At 45.0% G+C, this 24526-nt stretch carries 20 protein-coding genes; 7 read left to right on the top strand and 13 right to left on the bottom strand.

The genetic code is table 11. The features are described 5' to 3' along the window. Window positions 1–47 precede the first annotated feature (47 nt). The 7 genes from acpP to yceD all read right to left on the bottom strand — a co-directional run bounded on the left by acpP (window position 48) and on the right by yceD (window position 5041). Window positions 48–281, bottom strand: a complete 234-nt coding sequence (acpP, locus tag ATB78_RS12250) for an acyl carrier protein (RefSeq protein WP_004406112.1) — start codon at window positions 279–281, stop codon at window positions 48–50. Window positions 282–526: 245 nt separating this feature from the next. Beyond that, complete coding sequence (fabG, locus tag ATB78_RS12245; protein WP_005444803.1) at window positions 527–1261, bottom strand: 3-oxoacyl-ACP reductase FabG; 735 nt, start codon at window positions 1259–1261, stop codon at window positions 527–529. 34 nt (window positions 1262–1295) lie between these two features. Continuing rightward, complete coding sequence (gene fabD, locus ATB78_RS12240) at window positions 1296–2219, bottom strand: ACP S-malonyltransferase (protein ID WP_009707028.1); 924 nt, start codon at window positions 2217–2219, stop codon at window positions 1296–1298. Between the two features lie 75 nt (window positions 2220–2294). Continuing rightward, a complete protein-coding gene (locus tag ATB78_RS12235) occupies window positions 2295–3245 on the bottom strand; it encodes a beta-ketoacyl-ACP synthase III (RefSeq protein ID WP_009707029.1) in 951 nt (316 codons plus the stop codon). A 5-nt stretch (window positions 3246–3250) separates the two neighbouring features. Continuing rightward, the gene (gene plsX, locus ATB78_RS12230; RefSeq protein WP_061008786.1) at window positions 3251–4276 is read right to left on the bottom strand and encodes a phosphate acyltransferase PlsX; all 1026 of its coding nucleotides are present in this window, start codon (window positions 4274–4276) and stop codon (window positions 3251–3253) included. Between the two features lie 10 nt (window positions 4277–4286). Continuing rightward, complete coding sequence (gene rpmF / locus ATB78_RS12225; RefSeq protein ID WP_005396978.1) at window positions 4287–4457, bottom strand: 50S ribosomal protein L32; 171 nt, start codon at window positions 4455–4457, stop codon at window positions 4287–4289. Between the two features lie 59 nt (window positions 4458–4516). Further along, window positions 4517–5041, bottom strand: coding sequence for a 23S rRNA accumulation protein YceD (yceD, locus tag ATB78_RS12220; protein ID WP_005439592.1), 525 nt, complete (start codon window positions 5039–5041; stop codon window positions 4517–4519). 149 nt (window positions 5042–5190) lie between these two features. On the opposite strand from yceD, the gene ATB78_RS12215 reads away from it, so the two are divergent. Then, window positions 5191–5772 carry a nucleoside triphosphate pyrophosphatase gene (locus ATB78_RS12215; RefSeq protein WP_061008785.1) on the top strand — a complete coding sequence of 194 codons (582 nt, stop codon included), beginning with the start codon at window positions 5191–5193 and terminating at the stop codon, window positions 5770–5772. A 377-nt stretch (window positions 5773–6149) separates the two neighbouring features. On the opposite strand, the gene rluC is transcribed toward ATB78_RS12215, so the two are convergent. Then, the gene (gene rluC, locus ATB78_RS12210) at window positions 6150–7094 is read right to left on the bottom strand and encodes a 23S rRNA pseudouridine(955/2504/2580) synthase RluC (RefSeq protein WP_009707033.1); all 945 of its coding nucleotides are present in this window, start codon (window positions 7092–7094) and stop codon (window positions 6150–6152) included. A 638-nt stretch (window positions 7095–7732) separates the two neighbouring features. On the opposite strand from rluC, the gene rne reads away from it, so the two are divergent. After that, window positions 7733–10741: a ribonuclease E gene (gene rne / locus ATB78_RS12205; protein WP_061008784.1), complete on the top strand. Its 3009-nt coding sequence runs from the start codon at window positions 7733–7735 to the stop codon at window positions 10739–10741. 325 nt (window positions 10742–11066) lie between these two features. Then, window positions 11067–12626 (top strand): SulP family inorganic anion transporter, encoded by a 1560-nt coding sequence (locus ATB78_RS12195; RefSeq protein WP_005439600.1) that lies wholly within the window; start codon window positions 11067–11069, stop codon window positions 12624–12626. Window positions 12627–12706: 80 nt separating this feature from the next. Here the strand turns inward: ATB78_RS12195 and ATB78_RS12190 are convergent, their stop codons facing one another. Then, complete coding sequence (locus tag ATB78_RS12190) at window positions 12707–13156, bottom strand: low molecular weight protein-tyrosine-phosphatase (RefSeq protein ID WP_061008783.1); 450 nt, start codon at window positions 13154–13156, stop codon at window positions 12707–12709. 117 nt (window positions 13157–13273) lie between these two features. Here ATB78_RS12190 and cobO point away from each other — a divergent pair, with 117 nt between their 5' ends. Then, window positions 13274–13879, top strand: coding sequence for a cob(I)yrinic acid a,c-diamide adenosyltransferase (gene cobO, locus ATB78_RS12185; RefSeq protein WP_038896040.1), 606 nt, complete (start codon window positions 13274–13276; stop codon window positions 13877–13879). 75 nt (window positions 13880–13954) lie between these two features. Here cobO and ATB78_RS12180 read toward each other — a convergent pair whose 3' ends face one another. The 3 genes from ATB78_RS12180 to apbC all read right to left on the bottom strand — a co-directional run bounded on the left by ATB78_RS12180 (window position 13955) and on the right by apbC (window position 18134). Then, window positions 13955–16045 carry an AsmA family protein gene (locus ATB78_RS12180; RefSeq protein WP_061008782.1) on the bottom strand — a complete coding sequence of 697 codons (2091 nt, stop codon included), beginning with the start codon at window positions 16043–16045 and terminating at the stop codon, window positions 13955–13957. Between the two features lie 189 nt (window positions 16046–16234). After that, window positions 16235–16876 (bottom strand): uridine kinase, encoded by a 642-nt coding sequence (udk, locus tag ATB78_RS12175; protein ID WP_005439612.1) that lies wholly within the window; start codon window positions 16874–16876, stop codon window positions 16235–16237. A 181-nt stretch (window positions 16877–17057) separates the two neighbouring features. Continuing rightward, on the bottom strand, window positions 17058–18134 hold the full coding sequence (gene apbC / locus ATB78_RS12170; RefSeq protein WP_061008781.1) for an iron-sulfur cluster carrier protein ApbC: 1077 nt from the start codon (window positions 18132–18134) through the stop codon (window positions 17058–17060). A gap of 157 nt (window positions 18135–18291) precedes the next feature. On the opposite strand from apbC, the gene metG reads away from it, so the two are divergent. Further along, a complete protein-coding gene (gene metG / locus ATB78_RS12165; RefSeq protein ID WP_005439615.1) occupies window positions 18292–20352 on the top strand; it encodes a methionine--tRNA ligase in 2061 nt (686 codons plus the stop codon). A 212-nt stretch (window positions 20353–20564) separates the two neighbouring features. Continuing rightward, window positions 20565–21371: a hypothetical protein gene (locus tag ATB78_RS12160; protein WP_041058032.1), complete on the top strand. Its 807-nt coding sequence runs from the start codon at window positions 20565–20567 to the stop codon at window positions 21369–21371. A gap of 85 nt (window positions 21372–21456) precedes the next feature. Here the strand turns inward: ATB78_RS12160 and fadR are convergent, their stop codons facing one another. After that, window positions 21457–22296 carry a fatty acid metabolism transcriptional regulator FadR gene (gene fadR, locus ATB78_RS12155; RefSeq protein WP_005439619.1) on the bottom strand — a complete coding sequence of 280 codons (840 nt, stop codon included), beginning with the start codon at window positions 22294–22296 and terminating at the stop codon, window positions 21457–21459. A gap of 639 nt (window positions 22297–22935) precedes the next feature. Between fadR and nhaB the strand changes: the two genes are divergently transcribed. After that, window positions 22936–24522, top strand: coding sequence for a Na(+)/H(+) antiporter NhaB (gene nhaB, locus ATB78_RS12150; protein ID WP_005439621.1), 1587 nt, complete (start codon window positions 22936–22938; stop codon window positions 24520–24522). Window positions 24523–24526 lie beyond the last annotated feature (4 nt).

The following is a 24526-nucleotide window of genomic DNA, read 5'->3' as shown; positions in this document are numbered from 1 at the left end:
AGTTAGAAAGAACACAGGCGGTCTAGGAGACCGCCAGGGAGAGATAATTACTGAGCGCTGTTTACGTAGTCGATTGCAGCTTGAACAGTAGTGATTTTCTCAGCTTCTTCGTCAGGAATCTCAGTGTCGAATTCCTCTTCTAGAGCCATTACTAGCTCTACAGTGTCTAGAGAATCAGCACCTAGATCGTCAACAAATGAAGCTTCGTTTTTAACTTCTGCTTCGTCTACACCTAGCTGTTCAACAATGATTTTCTTTACGCGTTCTTCGATGTTGCTCATTTTTCTTTTCCTTTACAGATTTCGCCTAATGCGATGATTCCGTAGTTTATTCGAACTATTGAAAGTTGCAAGGGGGTCCTTGCTGGTCAAACCACAAAATTAGCGAATTTAACCGAATTTCAATACATTTTTGACTTAAATCATGCACAAATCTTGCGCATAAGCATGACAACTTAATGACAGTTAACAGCAACTATAGGCTATTTTTCACAAAGTAAAACAGCTTATTTTGCACGAACTGTGCATTAAACCATGTACATGCCACCATTTACATGCAAAGTTTCACCAGTAATGTAAGCCGCTTCAGGTGAAGCTAGGAATACAACTGCTGATGCAATTTCACGTGGGTCACCTAGACGACCTGCCGGCACGTTCGACAACGTTGCTGCACGTTGGTCATCATTTAGCGCCTTAGTCATGTCAGTTTCGATGAAACCAGGTGCGACTGTGTTTACTGTTACGCCACGCGAAGCCACTTCACGAGCCATCGATTTAGTGAAACCGATAACGCCTGCTTTCGCTGCTGCGTAGTTAGTTTGACCAGCGTTACCCATTGTACCAACAACAGAACCTACGTTGATGATGCGACCAGCGCGTTTTTTCATCATGCCGCGTAGAACCGCTTTAGACATGCGGTAGATTGGCGTTAGGTTTGTGTTGATGATGTCGTTCCACTCGTCATCTTTCATACGCATTAGTAGGTTATCGCGTGTGATACCAGCGTTGTTTACTAGAATATCGATTGCGCCAAACTCATCGTTGATGGTTTTTAGGGTTGCTTCGATAGACTCAACGTCAGTTACGTTAAGTGCTAGACCTTTACCGTTTTCACCTAGGTATTCGCTGATAGCCGCTGCGCCACCTTCTGAAGTTGCAGTACCGATTACCGTTGCACCGCGCTCAACAAGAAGTTCAGCAATCGCACGGCCAATGCCACGGCTCGCGCCTGTCACTAGAGCGATCTTACCTTCTAGATTCATCATGTTGTGTTTTCCTTTTCTTATCGTGAACGAATTACTTCGCGGCTTCTAGCGACGCTACGTCGTTAACTGCTGCTGCGCTTAGTGTTTTCACGATACGTTTAGTCAGACCTGTCAGTACTTTGCCAGGGCCAAGCTCAAGAAGATTTTCTACGCCTTGTTCGCTCATTAACTGCACGCTCTCAGTCCAACGAACTGGGCTATGAAGTTGACGAACAAGTGCGTCTTTGATTTTTGCCGGATCAGTTTCAGCCGCCACATCAACGTTGTTGATAACAGGAAGTTGTGGTGTATTGAATTCGATAGACTCTAGCGCAACGGCTAGTTTCTCTGCTGCTGGCTTCATTAGTGCGCAGTGTGAAGGTACTGACACAGGAAGAGGAAGTGCACGCTTAGCACCTGCTTCTTTACATAGTGCACCAGCACGTTCTACCGCGTCTTTACTACCTGCGATAACAACTTGACCAGGTGAGTTGAAGTTTACTGGAGAAACGACTTCACCTTGTGCTGCTTCTTCACAAGCTTTTGCAATTGCTTCGTCATCTAGGCCGATGATCGCGTACATTGCGCCAGTACCCGCAGGTACCGCTTCTTGCATCAGTTGACCACGTAGCTCAACCAGTTTGATTGCTTCTTTAAAGTCAATCACGCCAGCACACACAAGCGCTGAGTACTCACCTAGGCTATGACCCGCTAGGTTTGCTGGTTGCTCAAGACCAAGCTCTTGCCATACACGCCAGATAGCAACAGATGACGCTAGCAAAGCTGGTTGAGTACGGAAAGTTTGGTTTAGATCTTCTGCAGGTCCATTTTGAACAAGCGCCCATAGGTCGTAACCTAGTGCGTCAGATGCTTCTGCAAATGTTTGTTTTACTACGTCATATTGTTCGCCTAGATCAGCAAGCATACCGACAGCTTGTGAACCTTGACCTGGAAATACGATAGCAAACTTGCTCATGTTGTTTTCCTTTAAGCAAAGTAAAAAGAAATAAGATGCACCGTAGCGCATCTTAAATTTTGAATCTTGTGAAACTTAGAATTTCACCAGGGCAGAACCCCAAGTGAATCCGCCGCCAAACGCTTCAAGAAGTAGAGTTTGACCACGTTTAATACGACCATCACGTACCGCCTCATCCAGTGCTGTTGGCACGGTTGCAGCTGATGTGTTGCCGTGTTTATCAAGTGTGATCACGACTTGGTCTAGTGACATCGAAAGCTTTTTCGCTGTCGCTGAAATAATGCGGTAGTTCGCTTGGTGCGGAACCAACCAGTCTAGTTCAGACTTGTGCATATCGTTCGCTTCAAGCGTGTCTTTAACCAGCCTTGATAGCTGAGTAACGGCTACTTTGAATACCTCGTTACCGGCCATATGAAGCCATTTATTTGCATCTTTACCACGTTCAGGAACAGGAAGGCTCAATAGATCACCAAACTGGCCGTCTGAATATATGTGCGTAGAAATAATGCCAGGCTCTTCGCTTGCACCAAGAACAACGGCACCCGCAGCATCACCAAACAAGATGATGGTTGAGCGATCCGTTGGGTCACATGTTTTCGACAATGCGTCTGCACCAATCACAAGCACGTTTTTGCACATGCCAGATTTGATGTGTTGGTCAGCAACAGATAATGCGTATACAAAACCTGAACAAGCAGCGGCTAAGTCGAATGCAGGACAACCTTTAATGCCAAGCTTTCCTTGCACCTGACACGCAGATGAAGGGAAAGTATGGCTACTGCTAGTAGTAGCAACGATAATTAGGTCGATATCATTTTTATCAATGCCGGCCATATCGATAGCGTTTTCAGCTGCGTAGAATGCCATGTCCGCAACAGTTTCATCTTCTGCTGCAATTCGACGCTCTTTAATACCAGTACGAGCTACGATCCACTCGTCACTTGTATCTACCATTTTCTCTAGGTCTGCGTTAGTACGCACCTGAGATGGCAGGTAGCTGCCAGTACCTAAAATTTTGCTATACATGAAGACTAATAATGCCTCTCGAGTAAAACCGCTTCCAAACGATCGCTAATACGGCTTGGTACTTGTCGTTTGACCTCGTGTACTGCCTCGCCAAGTGCATTGACAATCGCAGATACATCCGCACTTCCATGGCTTTTTATGACAATGCCGCGCAATCCTAGCAAACTTGCGCCGTTATACTGGTCGGGGTTCAGTGTTTTTAGTTCATTAAATAGCCGAGAAAACAGTTTTCTAGCAATCCATCCCTTTATCGTTGATGCCATCATGCTGGTTTTTAGTTTTTCGATAAAGAGTTGCGCTGTTCCCTCGCTGGCTTTTAAGCATACGTTACCGACAAAGCCATCACAAACAATGACATCGGCAACGTCATGCAAAATTTGATTACCTTCAATATAACCCACAAAATTAATTGCGTCGGTTTGAGAAAGCATTTCTGCACAGCGTTTGACTAAATCGTTTCCTTTAATTTCTTCAGCACCAATATTCAGCACCGCCACACGAGGTGGATGACCGAGGTGTTCCTCGGCTAACGCACTGCCCATCACTGCAAATTGAAATAAGCTGTCTGCATCGCAAGATACATTCGCACCAAGATCTAACATCCAAGTACGTTTGCCACTAATGGTGGGTAATGCGGAAACTAAAGCAGGACGCTCAATACCAGGAAGCAGTTTAAGAATGAATCGTGAGAGCGCCATCAAGGCTCCGGTGTTACCACCGCTCACACACGCATCTGCTTCGTTATCAGAGACCAGATCAATGGCCATACGCATGGAGCTATTTTGGCTATTACGTAATGCTAAAGACGGTTTTTCTGAGTTAGAAATTACTTTCTCGCTATGAAGAATGCTTAAACGAGAACTGGTAGAGGCACCTAGTTGAGATAATTGAGACGTGATCAGAGGTTGATCACCTATAAGAATCACTTTTAGCTCTGGGAAATGAGACAGTGCCTGCACGGCGGCAGGCACTGTTACGCGTGGACCGAAATCCCCGCCCATTGCATCAAGTGCAACGGTAATACTTTGCAAAGGTTCAACCTTACTTGTTGATAACCTTTTGACCACGGTAGTAACCTTCAGCAGTTACGTTGTGGCGTAGGTGAGTTTCACCAGAAGTCGCGTCTACAGATAGTGCAGCTGTAGTTAGCGCATCGTGTGAACGACGCATACCGCGCTTAGAACGAGTTTTACGGTTTTTCTGTACGGCCATTGACCCTACTCCTATACTATTGGGTTAAAAACCTAAAGAAGAAGCGGCTACCACACCAGTTACTTTTTCAGATTTTTCAAAACGTCGAATGGATTCGGTTTTTCTTCCTCAATTTCTTCAGGAATCTCACCAAAAACCATGTTATTTGAATCAACGCTACAATCCGCTTCATCGTGCATTGCGATTTGAGGTAATGTTAAGATGAACTCGTCTTCAACTAGTTGTATAAGGTCTAATTCACCGTACTCATTTAGATCTACCAAATCATAAATTTCTGGTGCTTCCTCTTCTGTCTTCTCACCGTAGTAAGGAGTGTAAAGGAATTCAACTTCACACGGATGTGTGAATACCTCATTACAACGCTGACACTCTAAATCGACTTCGATGTTAGCTTTACCAGAGATAACAACAAGTCGCTGTTCATCAATATCAAATGACAATGAGACTTCTGCGTCGCGTTTTACGCCTTCAGTTGTTTCCGCTAAGCGCTTGAAAAGACTAGCTTGGATGATGCCATCGTAATCTAATCGTTTCTGTGCGGACTTCGCCGGATCAACCGTTCGCGGTATTTTTACCTTTTGCATAGGGCGCGAATATTATCTTCCAAATCAAAATTAGTCAAAGAAAAAGGCAAAAAAGTTGTACTTTTTTACGCTTAATATAGAGAGCATTAGCCAGAATCGATTTTGATCGATTATCCTATTGGAAATGCTTGTGCGAATTGTAATTCAAAATGAAAAATTACCAACTGGTTTTAGCCTCAACCTCCCCTTTTCGTAAACAACTGCTGGAAAAACTAGCAGTACCTTTTACTTGCTTGTCACCCAACTGCGATGAGACCCCTTTAGCTAACGAAACACCTTTAGAACTGGTACAAAGGCTTGCTATTGGTAAAGCCACTTCTTGTGACACAACCCATGACAGTTTGGTCATTGGCAGTGACCAAGTCTGTGTCATTGACGGCAATATCGTAGGTAAACCGTTAAACCGAGAAAACGCCATCAAACAATTATTGGCTCAAAGCAGTAAAACCATCACTTTTTATACCGGACTAGCTGTCCACAACACAGTAACTAATCATACCGAAGTCAGCTTCGATACTTTTGAAGTGCACTTTAGAGATTTGACGCGTGAACAAATCGAACGTTATGTCGACAGAGAAGAGCCTTTTTACTGTGCTGGTAGCTTTAAAAGCGAAGGGATGGGAATTTGCCTGTTTAAGAAGTTAGTCGGCAAAGATCCGAATACGTTAGTCGGCCTGCCACTTATTGATTTGATCGACATGCTGCAAAAACAAGGGTTAGAGGTTTTGTAGGGAATACAGAAGACTCCAAAGGGCTGATATGGACGGTTTAAGCAGTAACATCAAGCTAGTGACTTTGCATCGCAACCAGAGATTCCCGATATCGCTCCTTCGTCGCTTTCGGGAATGACGCCGTATAACCTCATCCATCAAAAAGTAAGTCATAACCCACTTAAATTCAGAATTCACTGCACGTCATCCTCAAGATTGAGGAACGAGCGAGTTGGGGATCTCTTTCAACGGTACTGCTGAGCACAAAGTTCTCATAACTCAACAGACAAAGCTGCCGCCACTCTCTAAAAAGCTTTCTACGATCAAAAAAGCCGATGTCTTAACATCGGCTTTTACATAGCTTTTTGCAATAGCGAGGGATGTAGATACGCTTGCCTCTACTTTTTACGCAAACCCGCCAAGACTTTCTCTAATTTCGCTTCCATCGGCGCGTTGATTTCCATCCACTCATCATTCGACGGGTGCTGAAACTTGATGTTCGCTGCATGTAGGAACAAACGATTCAAACCAACCTGACCCGTGTACGCATCAAAACGACGATCGCCATAGCGGTCATCCCATGCAATCGGATGCCCTGTGTATTGAGTGTGCACACGAATCTGGTGAGTACGTCCCGTAATTGGACTTGCTTGAATTAACGTTGCTTGTTCGAATTTCTCCAATACTTTAAAACGCGTCTCAGACGGTTTGCCGTTTGGATTCACTCGTACAATACTGTTCACTTCGTTTTTAAGCAGTGGCGCGTTAACGACTTTGCAGCTGTTTTTCCACTCACCCATGACAAGCGCGAAGTAGAACTTCTTCACTGTCTTTTCACGGAACTGTGCTTGTAAATGACGTAACGCAGAACGCTTCTTCGCAACCAGCAAGATGCCAGATGTATCACGGTCGATACGGTGAACGAGTTCAAGAAAGCGAGCTTGTGGTCGTAATGCTCGGAGCGCTTCAATCGCACCAAACTTTAAACCACTACCACCGTGCACTGCTGTGCCAGATGGCTTGTTGAGAATCAATAGATGATCATCTTCAAAAATGATCTTGTCTTCCAACTCTGCCACTTTATTTAGCTTCGTGCTCGGCGCGACGTCGTCTTCTTTCTTTTCTACCGTGACCGGAGGAATACGGACAAGATCGCCTGCTTTTAGTTTGTACTCTGCCTTAATGCGCTTTTTGTTTACGCGCACTTCTCCCTTGCGCACGATTCGATAAATCATGCTCTTTGGGATGTCTTTTAATTGGTTACGCAAGAAATTATCAATGCGTTGACCCGCCATATCTTCGTCGATATCAACGAACTGGACTTGTGTTCTTATTTCGCTCATGGGCGCTATTGTAAACTCAAATCTGTACGACTTCACATTATTCTTGCTGCAAAAGAAACACTTGTTGCCATAAATAGTTCCAAAACACGCCAAGCTTTTGTTTAGATTATTAAAAGTCTTTATCAACTTCTCTATTTGTTTCTCGTCTTTCTCAGTTTGCGAGACTCAAGTGCTTATGAAACAGCCAGTTATAAATTACAAAATTTGAATTTAGCGCCAAATTTTCCATCGTTTGCGCTAAAGCAGATTGCTGATATCAACCTGCGCTGCTATAGTTCACAGCTGCTAAGGAAGGTTTGGTTACATTTTGTTCATTACCAATCATTTATCCCCAAGCAATGTGAGTAGGTTGTTGAATGTCAGGTGCAGCATTGGCGTAAGACACATTGAGTTCAACACACTTGTCACTCTACTCCTCGCATATTCACGTTGAGTATCTACCGCCCGATATAGCGGGTCACAAGTTTCCGTTTCCAACGAAACCCAAAAGAATTTGTGATGACTGAAGTGCCCTAGAGCATCCCCTTCCAGCCGGGAGGCTGCAAAATATAAGCCATGGGATCAGGCACCGTGAAAGAGCGAAACAAAAGTGGCAAGTTGCAAAGAAATATAAAAGAAAAGACAACGAGAAATTTTCAATGAAAAGAATGTTAATTAACGCAACTCAAAAAGAAGAGTTGCGTGTCGCTCTGGTTGATGGCCAGCGACTTTTCGATCTTGATATCGAGAGTCCAGGTCATGAATCTAAAAAAGCGAATATCTACAAAGGACGTATCACACGTATCGAACCAAGCTTAGAAGCCGCATTTGTTGATTACGGTGCTGAGCGTCACGGTTTCCTCCCTCTCAAAGAAATTGCCCGCGAATACTTCCCAGAAGGTTACACTTACCAAGGTCGCCCAAGCATTAAAGAAGTGCTGACTGAAGGTCAAGAAGTAATCGTACAAGTGGAAAAAGAAGAACGTGGTAGCAAGGGCGCAGCTCTTACTACTTTCATCTCTCTTGCGGGTAGCTATCTTGTTCTTATGCCTAATAACCCTCGTGCCGGCGGTATTTCTCGTCGTATCGAAGGTGATGAGCGCACTCAACTAAAAGCCGCTTTAAGCACGCTAGAACTACCGCAAGGTATGGGTCTAATCGTACGTACTGCTGGCGTAGGTAAGAGTGCCGAAGAACTTGAGTGGGACTTGAACGTACTACTTAACCACTGGGGTGCGATTAAGGGCGCGGCAGATTCTAACCCTGCTCCTTTCCTAATCCACCAAGAAAGTAACGTAATCGTTCGTGCGATCCGTGACTACCTACGTCGTGATATCGGTGAAATCCTAATCGACAGCAACACCATCTATGAACGTGCACGAGAGCACATTCAATTGGTACGCCCAGATTTCATCAGCCGCGTTAAAAAATACGAAGGCGAAGTACCGCTATTTAGCCACTACCAAATCGAAAGCCAAATTGAATCCGCTTTCCAACGTGAAGTGCGCCTACCATCAGGCGGTTCTATCGTAATCGACCCAACAGAAGCTTTAACTTCTATCGATATCAACTCTGCTCGCGCAACAAAAGGCGGCGATATCGAAGAAACAGCACTGAACACTAACCTAGAAGCAGCAGACGAAATCGCTCGTCAATTGCGTCTACGTGACCTTGGTGGTTTGGTTGTTATCGACTTTATCGATATGACGCCAGTTCGTCACCAACGTGAAGTAGAAAACCGTCTACGTGAAGCCGTTCGTTTAGACCGTGCTCGCGTTCAGATCGGTCGCATTTCTCGCTTTGGTCTTCTAGAAATGTCACGCCAGCGTTTGAGCCCTTCTCTAGCAGAAGCAAGCCACCATATCTGTCCTCGTTGTAGTGGTACAGGTGTTGTTCGTGATAATGAATCTCTAGCTCTGTCTGTTCTTCGTCTAATTGAAGAAGAAGCACTGAAAGACAACACAGCGCAAGTTCTTGCCGTTGTACCTGTTCCAATTGCATCTTACCTTCTGAACGAAAAACGTCGCTCAGTGAACCACATTGAACGCATCCAAGAAGTGAAGATCACGGTTGTTCCTAACTCTGATATGGAAACACCACACTTCGAAGTGATTCGCGTACGTGAAGGTGAAGAGTTCGATCTGCTTTCTTACCTACTTCCTAAGAAACTGGAAGCAATGAAAGAAGCAGAAGGCAAAGAGCCTGCAGAAGCTGACATCAAGCCTAAACGTATTGAAGAACCAGTTCTAAAAGGTTTCGCTGCACCAGCTCAAACTGCGCCAGCTCCTAGCGCGACTTCTAAGCCTGCTCCGGCAGCGAAGAAGAAAGAAGTGGCTCAAGAAGAAAAGCCTGGTCTATTTAGTCGTCTATTTAAAGCGATTGGTAGTTTCCTATTCGGTGGTTCTGAAGAAGTAAAAGAAGAGCCTAAGAAAGAAGAAGAGAAGAAACCAAGCCGCGATAACAAACGCAACAAACGTGACCGCAACGACCGTCGTCGTAACAACAACCAACGCGATAATCGCGAAGGTCGTGACAACCGCGACAACAAGCGTCGTCGTAAGCCACGTGAAGAGCAAGCGACTGAGCAAAACGAAGCGCAGCAGCAACCTAACAAGCAGCAAAACCGTAACCAGAAGCGTAAGCCAAAAGCTCAGCAAGCTGAAAAAGCACATGAGCCAAAAGCAAATGCTAAGGTAGCGGAAAAAGGCCTGCAGCTTGCTGCTGAAGCACGCACCGGTTCAGAAGCGAAGCCTGAAGAAAGCAAAGCGAAGCCAAGCGCAAAAGCAGAGAAAGTGAAAGAGCGTCGTCAACGTCGCAAACTAAACAAATCTGTACGTGTGAAAGACCAGCAAGCGGCTGAGCAAGCTGAACAGGAAACACCAGTACAAGCAATTGAAGCAGTTGAAGCACCTGTTGAGAAGCCAGTAGAGGCGGCAGCAGAAGCGCAACAAGACAAAGCTGAATCGAAACAACGCCGCAACCGTCGTTCACCACGTCACCTACGTGCAAGTGGTCAACGTCGTCGTCGTGGTCGCGATCGTCGCCCTAACCCATTCCGCCTGCGTAAAGGTGGTGTAGCCTCTCCTGAGATGGCTATGGGTAAAGTGATGCCACGCTACATTCCAAAACCAGCGCCTAAAAAGGAAGAGCGAGTGAAGGAAGAAGTAGCAGTAACAGCGACATCTGTACCTGCAATGCAAGGTGGCTTTGCTTGTCCAGAAATGGCAATGGGCAAAGTGATCATTCGCCGCGAGCAACCTGCAGTAGTTGAAGCGCCAGTGGTTGAAACAGTCGTTGCACAAAAAGCGGAACCTGCAGCAGTAGAAGCAGCGCCAGTAGAGCCAATCATTGAACCGGTTGAAGCACCTGTCGTTGAAGTTACAGAAGCAGCTCAAGAGCCAGTGGTTGAAGTGGTAGAAGACACTGTAGAGCAAGTTGCAGTAGAAGCGCCAATCGCTACACCAGCTCCTAAAGCAGAAGTTATCAAAGTCGCAGCTAAGCCACGCGCTAGCGCTCCGATGACTAAAGCGCCAGGTCCTCAAGAGCTTCGTGAAATCACGGTTTCAGCAGCACCGTTTAAAACAGACCGCTACGCTCCAAAAGGCGCAGGTAGTCAAGTTGCAACAAACCGTGCATCAGCACAGATGACAAAACCAAACTTTAGCTAAGCTAGAATTTGTCCTCGCGAACGCGAGAGTTAAACGAAAGGCTGCCAATTGGCAGCCTTTTTTGTTGCTGTGAGTGTTAACTATAATTGTTCATATTAATATCAACGACTGATCACATTTGTGCGTCAATATCCCCTTCATTGTTGAACTTAATCACACTTTTCGGTAGCATTCGCCGACTTAAGTTTTCGACACCATTCTGCTGCTGCTCTTTTTTTACTACTGTTTGTGCTGATAAAAGTAAAGACACTTTGCCCTTCAGCGCTCGTGCAAATACGAATATGTGTCGGGAGAAATTCATCGCCAAGAGAACTCAATACAAAACATGTTCGAATTTCCTCAATTTTCTAAGCACTCCGTAAAAAACGATGTGCTATCAGGTCTTACGGTTGCGCTAGCACTGGTTCCTGAAGCTGTAGCGTTTGCATTCGTTGCTGGTGTAGACCCTATGGTTGGTCTGTACGCAGCCTTTATCGTCGGTCTTATCACCTCTATCTTCGGTGGCCGTCCAGGTATGATTTCTGGAGCAACGGGCGCTATGGCTGTTGTAATGGTGTCGCTAGTTGCGACTCACGGCGTTCAGTACCTATTCGCGGCAATCATGTTAGCCGGTATTCTTCAGGTCGCAGCGGGTCTATTCAAGCTGGGTAAATTCATTCGAATCGTACCTCATCCAGTAATGATCGGTTTTGTAAACGGTCTGGCTATCGTTATCTTCCTTGCCCAGTTAGGTCAGTTTAAAGCGCCTGACATCAACGGCATGCTGACTTGGCTACCACAAGACCAAATGCTGCTAATGCTTGGCCTAGTTGCGCTAACAATGGGTATCATTCACTTCTTACCAAAAATCACCACAGCTGTACCATCTTCACTTGTTGCGATCGTGACAGTAACAGCTCTAGTGGTTGGTTTAGATCTAGAAACACGTACGGTAGTCGACTTCCTACGTACTATGTCTGGTGACGAAGCAGCGACTTTGGCGGGCTCTCTTCCGACCTTCTCAATTCCAGCGGTTCCTTTCACTCTTGAAACACTGCAGATCATCTTGCCTTACGCAATCATTCTTGCAGCTATCGGTCTGATTGAGTCTCTACTGACGCTAACGGTACTAGATGAAATGACCAACACTCGTGGTCAATCAAACCGTGAATGTATTGGTCAAGGTATGGCAAACATGACATGTTCAGTGTTTGGTGCAATGGGTGGTTGTGCGATGATTGGCCAGTCAATGATCAACGTAAACTCAGGTGGTCGTGGCCGTCTATCAGGTATCGTTGCAGCTATTGCACTATTGATGTTCATCCTGTTTGCATCTTCTTTGATTGAGATGATTCCACTTGCTGCGCTTGTAGGTGTGATGTTCATGGTGGTTATCGGTACGTTTGAATGGGCAACATTCAAACTTGCACGTCGTGTACCTAAACAAGATTTCTTCGTTATCGTTCTAGTAACGGTAGTGACGGTTCTGACTGACCTAGCGGTTGCTGTAGCGGTTGGTGTTATTGCCTCTGCACTTATGTTCGCATGGCAACACGCTAAACACATCTACGCAGACACGCGCCTAAACGAAGAAGGCTCAAAAGAGTACAAAATCCACGGTCCTATCTTCTTTGGTTCTGCGGCTAACTTCTTAGAGTTGTTCAACGCACACGACGATCCAAAAGACATTATCGTCGATTTCGCGGACTCTCGTGTAACAGACCACTCTGCGATCGAAGCGATCGAAACGCTGGCTGAACGTTACGCTGCACTAGGTAAAACGCTTCACCTACGTCACTTGAGCCCAGACTGTCGTAAGCTACTAGACAAAGCAGGCAGCTTGGTTGAAATCAACGTGAAAGAAGACCCAAGCTACAAGGTTGCGACTGACATACTTGCTGGCTAATAAAATTAAAAAGGGATGAGCATGACTCATCCCTTTTACTATCCAGCTTTCGGGCTCTTCGCCCTATCTAAACTATTTGATTAAAGCTTCTTTAGAATCGTTTCTGACGCGTCTTCAATCAAATCCAATACCAATTCAAAACCTGCATCACCGCCATAGTATGGGTCTGGGATCTCGTCATAGTCGGAATCACCGTGACTTAAAAATAACGATACTTTATGGCGATGTTCTACCGGGCAAATATCCAATAGATCGGCAAGATTCGCTTTATCTGCCGCTAACACCATATCAAATTCATCGAAGTCCCCTATCGTTACCTTACGAGAGTGCATCCCTTTGAACGAATAACCTCGTTGCTTTCCTGCTTGCATGGAGCGTGCATCAGGCGGATTTCCGGCGTGGTAACCAATCGTTCCTGCCGAGTCCACTTCCACTGAAATACCCAACTCTTTAGCTTTTGCTCTTAATACTGCTTCACCAGTTGGCGAACGACAAATATTTCCCATACAAACAACGAGTAGTTTCTTCATTTTATTCCCTGAATTATCGATGGTTTTTCTTCACGATATGTTGGTCTATCATAGCGAGATAATTCGATGAACCCAAGTTAGCACGGGCAAAGCACACAACGGAATTGAGGAAGTACTATGTCTATCGAAGAAAACAAAGAAGCACGCCATAAGGCTCGCCAACAAAAAGTAAAAGAACAGGTAGACGCAAAAATCGCGGCCGCCCAAGAAGAGAAGGGCCTACTGCTGATCATTACCGGCAATGGTAAAGGCAAATCGACTTCAGGTTTTGGCACGATTGCTCGCGCTGTTGGTCATGGGTTGAAGTGTTCCGTTGCTCAATTTATCAAAGGCACATGGGATAATGGTGAACGCAACCTACTCGAAAAACTCGGCGTTGAGTTTCAAGTAATGGCAACAGGCTTTACTTGGGAAACGCAAAACAAAAGCGCAGATACCGAAGCCGCACAACTGGTTTGGCAGGAATGTAAACGCATGCTTGGCGATGAATCGATTGATGTCGTCTTGTTTGATGAACTGACGTACATGGTGAGCTATGGTTACATCGACTTGGATGAGGTCGTAGAAGCCCTAAACAACCGTCCTAAAATGCAGTCTGTTGTGATCACTGGCCGCGGAGCACACCGCACTCTGATTGAAATGGCCGATACCGTATCGGAAGTAAAGAACGTCAAACACGCTTTTGAATCTGGCGTAAAAGCGTTAAAAGGTGTGGATTGGTAATCTATTCATCGTGTAATGAGTAATAAAAAGGGTTGGCACATGGCCAACCCTTTCTCTTTTGGATTTAGACCGCTGTTAATTGAACAAGCCTTTCAATAGACCATCAACGGCCTCTTTGGTCTTCTCATCTTTGATCTTGTCCGTTAGCTTCTCTACGCCACGATCAATTTCTTTCTGTGCTTTTTGCTTCAACACATCGTCAAAGACCAACTTAAATTTAGGCTCAGCCCATTTGCCAGAAACGTTGATAGGAATAGTGATGTCTTTAAGCTCATCGATATTCTTACCGCCCTGACCTTCCAGTGAACCTACAATCGAGGTGCTGATGGTAAAGTCGACCGTTTCGTTTAGGTAGTTCGCTTGACCTTTACCACGAATGCGAAGAAGTGGAGACTGCGCTTTCATGTTATCGGTAGAAACCACACCTTTGTTCAACTTCAAGGTCGCTGTCATCGCGCTGAAGTCCGTTTTCTTGACTTCATCAGTGCCATCTACGCTCTGGCCTTTGAATCGCGCGTAGTTTTCACGGATAAGCTGAGCGACGTTAATGCCATTAACAGCGCCATCCGCAAAGTTAATCACAACCGTGCCTGTTAGATTTTTCTTGATGCCTGTTGGCGTTAGGCTCTTACCACTGACGTTCACATCAATGTTACCTGTGCCCTCTAGCATGTCGTTATTTGCTACATCAACAAGTAACGGTTGGACTTGCACGCCTTTGATAGATTTCTTCGCAGAGTAAGTGGCTGGCGATTTACGCGCATCCAGTTTGGCTGTTGCGGTGATCGTGCCTTGGTACAACTTAGAGCTGAATGAAGTAAGATCAAATACACCACGATTAACAGAGAAGCTTGCTTTTACCGCTTCCATCTTCGCGTTCGCTGCTTTGAACTTATCAATCGTAATATCACCCTTCACATCAAGCGTTTTTAGTGCCGATAAGTCTGGTTCAACTTCTGGCCCTGCTGCTGGTGCTTTGCTACCACCTGATGCTGGTTTATCACCCGCAGACGCTTGATTATTCAAGCCTAGGAATTCATCCAAATCGATATTAGGACTATGCACTGCAAAACGTACTTTCGGAATATCACCCAGAGTGACATCCGCTTTACCATCTAGTGCGATGGCGTTCGCCGTCAGCTTCTCCAACACAAAGCTCAGGTGGCTCTTAGTTAGGTCGAACGAAAGATCCGAAGCCATATCCACTTTCATTGGTGATTGCGGCAGCGCATCCCCCTCAAAAGTTGAGTTGAGCGTCAACTTGTTCAGCTGCACTTTGCTGATGGCTTTATCGACCGTTAATTCACCGCCACCCTGCATATCCAACTTCATACCACCAGCTTCGCCTTTCAATGCATAGCTTAGGTTGTTTACTTTATCGAATTCAAACGTTTCCAAACCAATCGTTGCTGATTCAATCTTGTTTGTCGCATCTGAATAGGTTGCATCGAAGTTGATGTTTTTCAAAGCGTAGCTTGCAAGGCCTTTTGCCAATTTGAAGTCTGCTTTACCTTGCGCGGTGAAGGTTTGCTCATTCATCTCACCTTTCACACCAAAGTCTGCGGTTGTCCAGTTATCGAAAGCAAACTGAGAAAGGTTTAGTGAGATATCAGAAAGCTTGGTGTAGCTTCCGGCTTGTTTATCTTGGATTTCAACATAGCCATTTGAGATGCTGACACCGGCAAGATTGATCGTCCAATCAGAAGCGGCGCTTTGTGAGTCTGCGGCTTGCTCTGGTGCTGCATCCGTCGTTTGTTCTGCTTGTTGAGTTTGTGCTTTGGTTAATGCATCAATGTTCTTGGTGCCATCTTTCAGTGTTTCAAGGTAGAACTCTGCACCATCAAGGGTGACGTTACCAATTTCTAGCTGTTTGCTTAATAGCGGGGTAACCGAGACATCAACACCGACCGTCTCGACTTTAAATAGATTTGGCTGGCTAAAACCTTGTGGGTTTCTTAGCTCAGTACGACCCAATTCGAAGCCAATCGATGGGAAAAACTGCCAACTAATATCCCCTTCAATGACTAATTCCAAACCGGTTTGCTTTTGCGCTTGCTCCACAATAAGTGGTTTAAACTGGTTTGGATTGACAAAAATCACTAACCCTAAAATAACAGCCAAGATCGCCACAATTGGGATGGCAATGATTAAGAGCAGTTTCTTCATTCGCTTTTTCCTTGCTCGAGTGTTTTTACAATTATAAGCGCAGACTTGTTTTATCGCCGACAGTTCCACAAAAGCGTGAAAAATGTCCGGTTTTCCGTTGCAACTGACTAATTTAAAAACAAAAAAAGAAGTGGCACCTAAGGTGCCACTTCTTCATACAAAAATAAAGCGATATAGCCGTCTAAAGGCTTAAGCTTTCAGAAGTTTTGCAATGTGCGCTTTAAGAACGTCGATTGCGATACGGTTTTTACCACCGCGAGGAACGATGATATCCGCGTATTGCTTAGAAGGTTCGATAAACTGCATAAACATCGGACGAACAGTCTGTTGGTATTGCTTAAGAACAGACTCCATAGTACGACCACGTTCTTCAACGTCACGCTTAACACGGCGTAGTAGACAGATATCAAGTGGTGTATCCATAAATACAGTCGCGTGCATTAAATCACGTAGACGAGGGTCGGTTAACAGCAAGATACCTTCAAGAATGATTACCTTTTTAGGGGTCATTGGAGTGGTGTTGCTTGTACGAGTGTGCTCTGTGTAGCTGTATTCTGGAACTTCTACAGCTTCTCCACGCACCAATTTCTCTAGGTGTTCACAGAGTAGGTCGTGGTCCAACGCGCTCGGGTGATCGTAGTTAGTCTTTACACGCTCTTCCATGCTTAGGTTGCTTTGGTCGTTGTAGTAGCAATCTTCCGTGATGACACCGATTTGATGATCGCCCACTTTCTCGCGAAGCTCATTGTAAATTGTGCTCGCGATCAGACTTTTTCCCGAAGCAGAAGCGCCAGCAATACCGACGATGACGCATTGATTATTATCAGACATTAATTTGCACCCGATGATGATTTTCTAGTCACATAAAAAGATAAACTGCCTGATTATAGGGAGTTCACCCCCTCGTGACTAGCTGGAATTAGGGTTTCGTTATAAGTTTCTGTCAGCTCAGAGGATTAACCTCCGAGCAAACGTTTAAATGTGTAATATTCAACCAGCGTTGATATTAAACTCAGTTCACCATAGTAAAACTGATTGCATCCGGTTTGGCTTTACCCTGCCAATACATGGTGCCACAAACTCGGTCAGCAAGCTGTTTGTAGTAGCCCGCATGCTCACTATCAGGGCGTCTCGCCACTGTTGGGATACCGGCATCGATATCTTCTCGCATAGAGATATGAAGCGGAATTTGCCCAAGCAGCGCCAAGCTAAATTCTTGTGACATTTTCTCTGCACCACCAGTACCGAAAATATGCTCAACAGCCCCACACTGACTACAAATGTGGTAACTCATGTTCTCAACGACACCAACAACTGGCACGTTAACTTTATGGAACATAGCCGCACCTTTACGTGCATCCGCTAACGCAAGATCTTGTGGTGTAGTAACAAGGACAGTACCTGTTACTGGAATCTGCTGTGACAACGTTAGCTGAATGTCACCCGTACCCGGCGGCATATCGATAACCAGATAATCAAGCTCCGGCCAATCCGTTTCGGTTAGCAGTTGTGACAGCGCTTTAGAAGCCATAGGGCCACGCCAAATAGCCGCTTCCGCTTTATCCACCAAGTAACCGATAGAATGAGTATAGATGCCATAAGCAAAAATTGGCTCCATCCATTTGGCGTCACGAACTTCAGGCTTTGCGTCTTCTTGACCTAACATCATAGGAACCGATGGGCCATAGATGTCAGCATCTAACAAGCCAACTTTTGCACCCGACTGTGCAATAGCTAAAGCAAGGTTAACCGCGGTTGTCGATTTACCCACACCTCCCTTTGCTGAGCTAACTGCGATAATGTTTTTCACGCCTTTGACAGCATTGGTAACTTGCGTCTCGAGCGCTTTGATATTCTGTTCGATGTGAAAATCAAACGCTGGAACATCACCCGATGACTGCTGCCCTTTAATCCAACTGCTCAACGCCACTTGGAGTTCGTTGCTCGCAAACGGTAAGGTAATTTGAATACCACCTTGTGCGGGGATCGTAACCATACCATTAATATCTGCCCAGTTTTCCACCAACTGTGGATGTTGAAACTGGTTAAGCCAATGACAAAAATCTTGTTTTGAAGTGAACTGATGCATGAGGCCTCCTTTATGCATCTAATCGTAGCACCCAGCGGCGAGATTCAGAACCCCAAAAAAACTAAGGCAATCCATGGTTTGATGCCTTGGCGTTAGGGAACTCATGGGGTAGTATTAGTCTCTATTTTTTATACCTATCAAAAAGCGATTATTAAGTATGGCAAACGATCCAAGAAAACTGCTGGTAACTTGTGCCCTTCCGTACGCTAATGGTTCGATTCACCTAGGTCACATGCTTGAGCACATTCAAGCTGACATCTGGGTTCGCTACCAACGCCTACGTGGCAACACTGTAAACTTCATCTGTGCTGACGATGCTCACGGCACGCCAATCATGCTAAAAGCACAACAGATGGGTATTACGCCAGAAGAGATGATCGCTGCAGTGAGCGAAGAGCATCAAAAAGACTTCGCTGGCTTTGATATTAGCTTTGATAACTACCACAGCACACACTCAGAAGAGAACCGTGAACTGGCTTCTCACATTTACCTTGAGCTGAAGAAAAACGGTTTTATCTCTAGCCGCACGATTTCTCAACTGTTCGACCCTGAGAAAGAAATGTTCCTACCGGATCGTTTCGTAAAAGGTACTTGTCCTAAGTGTAAGTCGGAAGATCAATACGGCGACAACTGTGATAACTGTGGTGAGACGTACAGCCCAACTGAACTGATTAACCCGAAATCAGCAGTATCTGGCGCAACTCCAGTAATGAAAGACTCTGAGCACTTCTTCTTCGATCTACCTCAGTTCGAAAGCATGCTAAAAGAGTGGACTCGTTCAGGTTCTCTACAATCTGAAACGGCTAACAAGATGCAAGAGTGGTTCGAATCTGGTTTGCAACAGTGGGATATCTCACGCGATGCACCTTACTTCGGCTTCGAAATCCCAGGCGAGAAGAACAAATTCTTCTATGTATGGCTAGACGCACCGGTTGGTTACATGGCTTCTTTCAAGAACCTATGTGACAAGACTGAAGGTCTAGACTTCGACGAATACTGGAAGAAAGACAGCACAACCGAGCTTTACCACTTCATCGGTAAAGACATCGTTTACTTCCACTCTCTATTCTGGCCAGCAATGCTAGAGGGCAGCGGTTTCCGTAAGCCAAACAACGTATTCGTACACGGCTACGTAACGGTAAACGGCGCGAAGATGTCTAAGTCTAAAGGTACGTTTGTTAAGGCAAGCACATACCTGAATCACCTAGATCCAGAGTGTCTGCGTTACTACTACGCGGCAAAACTAAACAGCCGTATCGACGACCTAGACCTTAACCTTGAAGACTTCACTCAACGTGTTAACGCTGACGTAGTAAACAAGATTGTTAACCTAGCTTCTCGTAACGCTGGCTTCATCTCTAAACGTTTTGAAGGCAAGCTTGCTGAAAACTTTGCAGAGCCTGAGCTATACAACGAATTCGTTGCAGCAGCAGACCGTATCGCAGAGCTTTACGAGACTCGTGAGTTCGGCCGTGCGATCCGTGAAATCACAGCACTAGCAGACAAAGCAAACCAATACGTTGACGAAAAAGCACCTTGGGTTGTTGCAAAAGAAGAAGGTAAAGATCAAGAACTACAAGAAATTTGTTCTGTAGGTATTAACCTGTTCCGCGTTCTAATGACTTACCTGAAACCAGTTATGCCTGCACTAGCAGCGCGTACTGAAGCATTCCTAAACGAAGAGCTAACTTGGGAAGGCATTGCTGCACCACTGACCGGTCACGAGATCACTAAGTTCAAAGCGCTGTTTAACCGTATCGATCCTAAGAACATCGAAGCGATGATCGAAGCATCGAAAGAAGACGCTGCGGCAGAAATGGCAGCAAAAGAGAAAGCGGAAGCAGAAAAGAACAAAGCTAGCCAAACTGAGCTAGATAAAGATCCAATCGCTGAAGAGATTGAGTTCGATGCTTTCGCAGCGGTTGATATGCGTATTGCTCGCATCATCTCTTGTGAAGAAGTACCAAAAGCAAACAAACTGCTTAAGTTCCAACTAGACATCGGCGGTGAAACTCGTCAGGTGTTCTCTGGCATCAAGTCAGCGTACAAACCTGAAGAGCTAGAAGGCAAGCTAACGGTAATGGTAGCGAATCTAAAACCTCGTAAGATGAAGTTTGGTATGTCTGAAGGCATGATCCTAGCCGCTGGCCCTGGTGGTAGCGACCTGTGGATTCTTGAGCCACACGAAGGTGCTCAACCAGGTATGCGTGTAATGTAATTCGTTACTTCGCAACGAAATTAAAAAATCCCTGCCCGATTCGGCGGGGATTTTTTTGACCAAATTCACACTTTTGGGGAGATTACGCACCAAATTTGTACAGCTTCTTTTTCTAACTAAATATAAGTTATTGTTTTAATTAACTTTGATTATTGGCATCAAAACTGCTCTTTCATAGTTGCTAGGTCAAAAGCACTAACAAGGAGTTGGTTATGTTTGTTTTGATTTCTACTTTGATCTCAATTGCCATTCTGGCAGGGATCTACCATTTAGCTGCGAAGCGAGAAAAGCAACATGCTCGCAAATATCAATTACTCACCTTATTACGCGATGTGGTTCACCTACTGCGCCGTCACCGAGCGGTGACCCACTACTCTATCCAATACCAACAACATCATGAAAAAGAGATAGAGCAAATTCATCAGGAGTTAGGCTATAAATTGCATCAGCTAGTGGAAACTTCTCGCTTTGAGAACAAACCCATGTATCGCGTGCTGCAAATCAAAATCGATAAGTTGATGGAACAATGGCAGGACAACACGGTAGCGCGAAATCAGATGGAGCATGGCAAACTGATCCGTCATAGTTTGTTCTTAATGGATGAAGTTACCATCGCATGGCTCGCTATTGCCCAGAGAGACGAGTTACATGACGAGTACCATATGAACTGGCAAACCGTGATTGATAGCTTAGAAACGCTGACACAGCTTCGTATCAGCATTCAAGACTTGCAAGACAGAGGTGGACCTGAACGGATGAGAAATTACGCATCGGTAATGATTAGAAGGCTTAATCAATTGGCAGTAATTAGCCCCTTGAGCGTTGCCTCTCCGATGTCTGCAAGATCGATTCAATCCCTAAATGAATATATAGAAGGTGAAATACTGTCACTGAGTGAAGAGGAGTTATACGACATTACCTCTGACTTGTCCCTTACTGTGTTCAATACCTATGACCAGATGCTATCAGACATCATTGAGACCCTTTACCTACCATTACCCAGACTGTCCTTAGCCTAAATCGAGCTTCGGAAAAGCAAACACAAAAAAACCGCAGGGTGATACCTGCGGTTTTTATATGAAATCGTTGGACTTCAACAATCGATTAGCTGTCGTCTTCTGTAAAGTTCGTTGGCAGCTGTTGTTTCATCTCATTCCAGATTTGCGCACTTTCCATACCGTAATGACGAATCACGACTGGAAGTTGCTCACGCTGGCCTGTTTCACAGGTTTCTAGAAGCTGGCGGTAAAAGCGTAGTGCTAAATCACGCGATGCAGGGTTCGAGAAGTAGTAGCTACCTACACGGTCGTATAGCTTTCTCAAGCCGTTAAAAATCAAACCGTAGATCTGGTTGCCTGAGTGGAACGCCAAGCGTTGGAACAGCATGTAATCGTAGAAGTTGAACGTCTTAGCAATCAGAATTTCCTGACGCTTGGCTTCATCCTTCTCGTTGTCTTCTTTCACGCTTTGCAGAATCTTATCGGCATAAGGAGATGCTGCAATAAAGTCATCCCATGAAGGTGCTTTCACTAGCGCTTCACATGAGTCGATAACATTTTGAATGGTACGCTCAGACGCCTCTTTATTCGCTTTAAACGCGTAACGCATAAAGATTGGGCTGATGTTAGTACGTGCAGCAAGCAAATCTTCCACAATGTTCGTTGCATTATCAACATCAAGTGTCATCAGTGTATCCAAAATATGCAGACCTGACGTCTCCATGAATTGGTTCACTTTAGTTGGCTTACCGTGCTGGATGGTCAACCAACCGTCGCGTGCAAGGCGCTGAAGCACTTCACGTAAAGTCGTACGGGTAACACCAATAAGTTCAGATAGCTCACGTTCAGCGGGTAATATTGAGCCAGGTGGAAAACGGCCGTTCCAAATGCTCTCGATTATGTATTTTTCTGCGAAACCCGCAGGGCTTTTAGCCTTAATGACCATTCTGTTTTTATCCAATATTGATTTCTAAGGGTCGATGCGACTCATCATACCACTACTTAACGATTTGCGAAAATTAACGATCAACAAATGAAACGAAATCTCAATATAGAGTTAATACTCTACATATATCCTTAATTTAAAACCCTAATCACTTGGAACCAAACGCGCAAAATTTATATTTTGCAAAAATTGGAACAGCCACAAACTCGCGGAAAATAAAGCCTACCCCGTCACATTTTTCTGCTCAAAATATGCAAAATAAATTTGTGTTTTACGATTAATATTCTTTCTTAATTTATCTTTTCTCGTAATTGACTTTGTTTTAAATTCCAAGGTGATTTTTTTTAATCTTTTCGTGGTATAGTAACGCCGTTTTGATCGCGTTATTACAAATAAAAAGCAGTTTTAGTCGGCAGCATCACGTTTTGTTATTGACTATAAAATGCCGAGGTGTAGAGTTGCGGTCGAAAGTGAGCGGTGCTTAAGTTCAGGGGAAGTAACTTGGCAAGACTACAGTAAAACAATGGATTGTTGTTTTTCTAAGTTATTGTTTTAAAAGACTAGGTAATAAGTCTAACAAACAGATACTTAAGCACTATTGTAGTGTCTATTCATAATTTTGTTATAAAGAGAATTATCATGCCGATGTCGCTCGGAAATGCCTTTATCAAGAACTTCCTTGGTAAAGCGCCTGATTGGTACAAAGTTGCCATTATAGCCTTCCTAATTATTAACCCGATTGTATTCTTCCTAATTGACCCATTTGTTGCAGGTTGGTTGCTAGTTGCGGAATTTATTTTCACGCTAGCAATGGCGCTGAAGTGTTACCCACTTCAACCAGGCGGTTTGCTTGCAATTGAAGCGGTTGCTATCGGTATGACCAGCCCTGCCCAGGTGAAGCACGAGCTGGTAGCGAATATCGAAGTACTTCTACTGTTGGTATTCATGGTTGCGGGTATCTACTTTATGAAACAGCTTCTGCTGTTCATTTTTACAAAGATCCTGCTTGGTATTCGTTCGAAAACGTTACTTTCACTCGCATTCTGTTTCGCAGCGGCGTTTTTGTCAGCATTCTTGGACGCGCTGACCGTTATTGCCGTTGTAATCAGTGTTGCAGTTGGTTTCTACTCGATTTACCACAAAGTGGCTTCTGGAAACCCTATCGGTGACCACGACCACACTCAAGATGACACCATCACTGAGCTAACGCGTGATGACCTAGAGAACTACCGCGCATTCCTACGTTCATTGTTAATGCACGCAGGTGTTGGTACAGCACTAGGTGGCGTTACTACCATGGTTGGTGAACCGCAGAACTTGATCATCGCTGACCAAGCGGGCTGGTTCTTTGGTGAGTTCTTGATTCGTATGTCTCCAGTAACTTTGCCAGTATTCATCTGTGGCTTGATCACGTGTGCGGTTGTAGAGAAGCTAAAAGTGTTTGGCTACGGTGCTCAACTGCCTGATAACGTTCGCCAAATCCTAGTCGACTTCGACCGTGAAGAACGCAAGACTCGTACTAACCAAGACGTAGCGAAACTATGGGTTCAAAGCCTTATCGCTGTTTGGTTGATTGCCGCACTTGCACTTCACTTAGCAGCAGTTGGCCTGATTGGTCTTTCTGTAATTATCCTAGCGACTTCGTTTACTGGTGTTATCGAAGAGCACTCGATGGGTAAAGCGTTTGAAGAAGCTCTGCCATTTACAGCACTACTTGCAGTATTCTTTGCGGTGGTTGCCGTTATCATCGACCAAGAGCTATTCAAACCTGTTATCGATGCAGTACTTGCTGTTGAAGATAAGGGCGCTCAACTTGCTCTGTTCTATGTTGCTAACGGTCTGCTTTCGATGGTTTCGGATAACGTATTCGTGGGTACAGTTTACATTAACGAAGTGAAGACAGCACTTATTGAAGGCCTTATCACTCGTGAACAGTTCGACCTACTAGCCGTTGCAATCAACACAGGTACTAACCTACCTTCAGTTGCAACGCCAAACGGCCAAGCTGCGTTCCTATTCCTACTGACATCAGCACTAGCACCTTTGATTCGTCTATCATACGGTCGCATGGTTATCATGGCGCTTCCTTACACGGTTGTATTAGCGCTTGTTGGCTTGATGGGCATCATGTTCTTCCTAGAACCAGCAACAGCATTCTTCTACGATGCGGGCTGGATTGTGCCAAGTAGTGGTGATCTAACTCCAGTTGTGTCAGGTGGACACTAAAAAT

The organism is Vibrio sp. CUB2 (assembly GCF_001557945.1).
GTDB lineage: Bacteria > Pseudomonadota > Gammaproteobacteria > Enterobacterales > Vibrionaceae > Vibrio > Vibrio owensii.
This window is presented reverse-complemented; position numbering and strand designations above follow the sequence as displayed.

Excerpts from the sequence above, each read along its gene's own strand:
- acpP (WP_004406112.1), bottom strand. The coding sequence starts at position 281 with ATGAGCAACATCGAAGAACGCGTAAAGAAAATCATTGTTGAACAGCTA.
- fabG (WP_005444803.1), bottom strand. The coding sequence starts at position 1,261 with ATGAATCTAGAAGGTAAGATCGCTCTAGTGACAGGCGCGAGCCGTGGC.
- fabD (WP_009707028.1), bottom strand. The coding sequence starts at position 2,219 with ATGAGCAAGTTTGCTATCGTATTTCCAGGTCAAGGTTCACAAGCTGTC.
- ATB78_RS12235 (WP_009707029.1), bottom strand. The coding sequence starts at position 3,245 with ATGTATAGCAAAATTTTAGGTACTGGCAGCTACCTGCCATCTCAGGTG.
- rpmF (WP_005396978.1), bottom strand. The coding sequence starts at position 4,457 with ATGGCCGTACAGAAAAACCGTAAAACTCGTTCTAAGCGCGGTATGCGT.
- yceD (WP_005439592.1), bottom strand. The coding sequence starts at position 5,041 with ATGCAAAAGGTAAAAATACCGCGAACGGTTGATCCGGCGAAGTCCGCA.
- ATB78_RS12215 (WP_061008785.1), top strand. The coding sequence starts at position 5,191 with ATGAAAAATTACCAACTGGTTTTAGCCTCAACCTCCCCTTTTCGTAAA.
- rluC (WP_009707033.1), bottom strand. The coding sequence starts at position 7,094 with ATGAGCGAAATAAGAACACAAGTCCAGTTCGTTGATATCGACGAAGAT.
- rne (WP_061008784.1), top strand. The coding sequence starts at position 7,733 with ATGAAAAGAATGTTAATTAACGCAACTCAAAAAGAAGAGTTGCGTGTC.
- ATB78_RS12195 (WP_005439600.1), top strand. The coding sequence starts at position 11,067 with ATGTTCGAATTTCCTCAATTTTCTAAGCACTCCGTAAAAAACGATGTG.
- ATB78_RS12190 (WP_061008783.1), bottom strand. The coding sequence starts at position 13,156 with ATGAAGAAACTACTCGTTGTTTGTATGGGAAATATTTGTCGTTCGCCA.
- cobO (WP_038896040.1), top strand. The coding sequence starts at position 13,274 with ATGTCTATCGAAGAAAACAAAGAAGCACGCCATAAGGCTCGCCAACAA.
- ATB78_RS12180 (WP_061008782.1), bottom strand. The coding sequence starts at position 16,045 with ATGAAGAAACTGCTCTTAATCATTGCCATCCCAATTGTGGCGATCTTG.
- udk (WP_005439612.1), bottom strand. The coding sequence starts at position 16,876 with ATGTCTGATAATAATCAATGCGTCATCGTCGGTATTGCTGGCGCTTCT.
- apbC (WP_061008781.1), bottom strand. The coding sequence starts at position 18,134 with ATGCATCAGTTCACTTCAAAACAAGATTTTTGTCATTGGCTTAACCAG.
- metG (WP_005439615.1), top strand. The coding sequence starts at position 18,292 with ATGGCAAACGATCCAAGAAAACTGCTGGTAACTTGTGCCCTTCCGTAC.
- ATB78_RS12160 (WP_041058032.1), top strand. The coding sequence starts at position 20,565 with ATGTTTGTTTTGATTTCTACTTTGATCTCAATTGCCATTCTGGCAGGG.
- fadR (WP_005439619.1), bottom strand. The coding sequence starts at position 22,296 with ATGGTCATTAAGGCTAAAAGCCCTGCGGGTTTCGCAGAAAAATACATA.
- nhaB (WP_005439621.1), top strand. The coding sequence starts at position 22,936 with ATGCCGATGTCGCTCGGAAATGCCTTTATCAAGAACTTCCTTGGTAAA.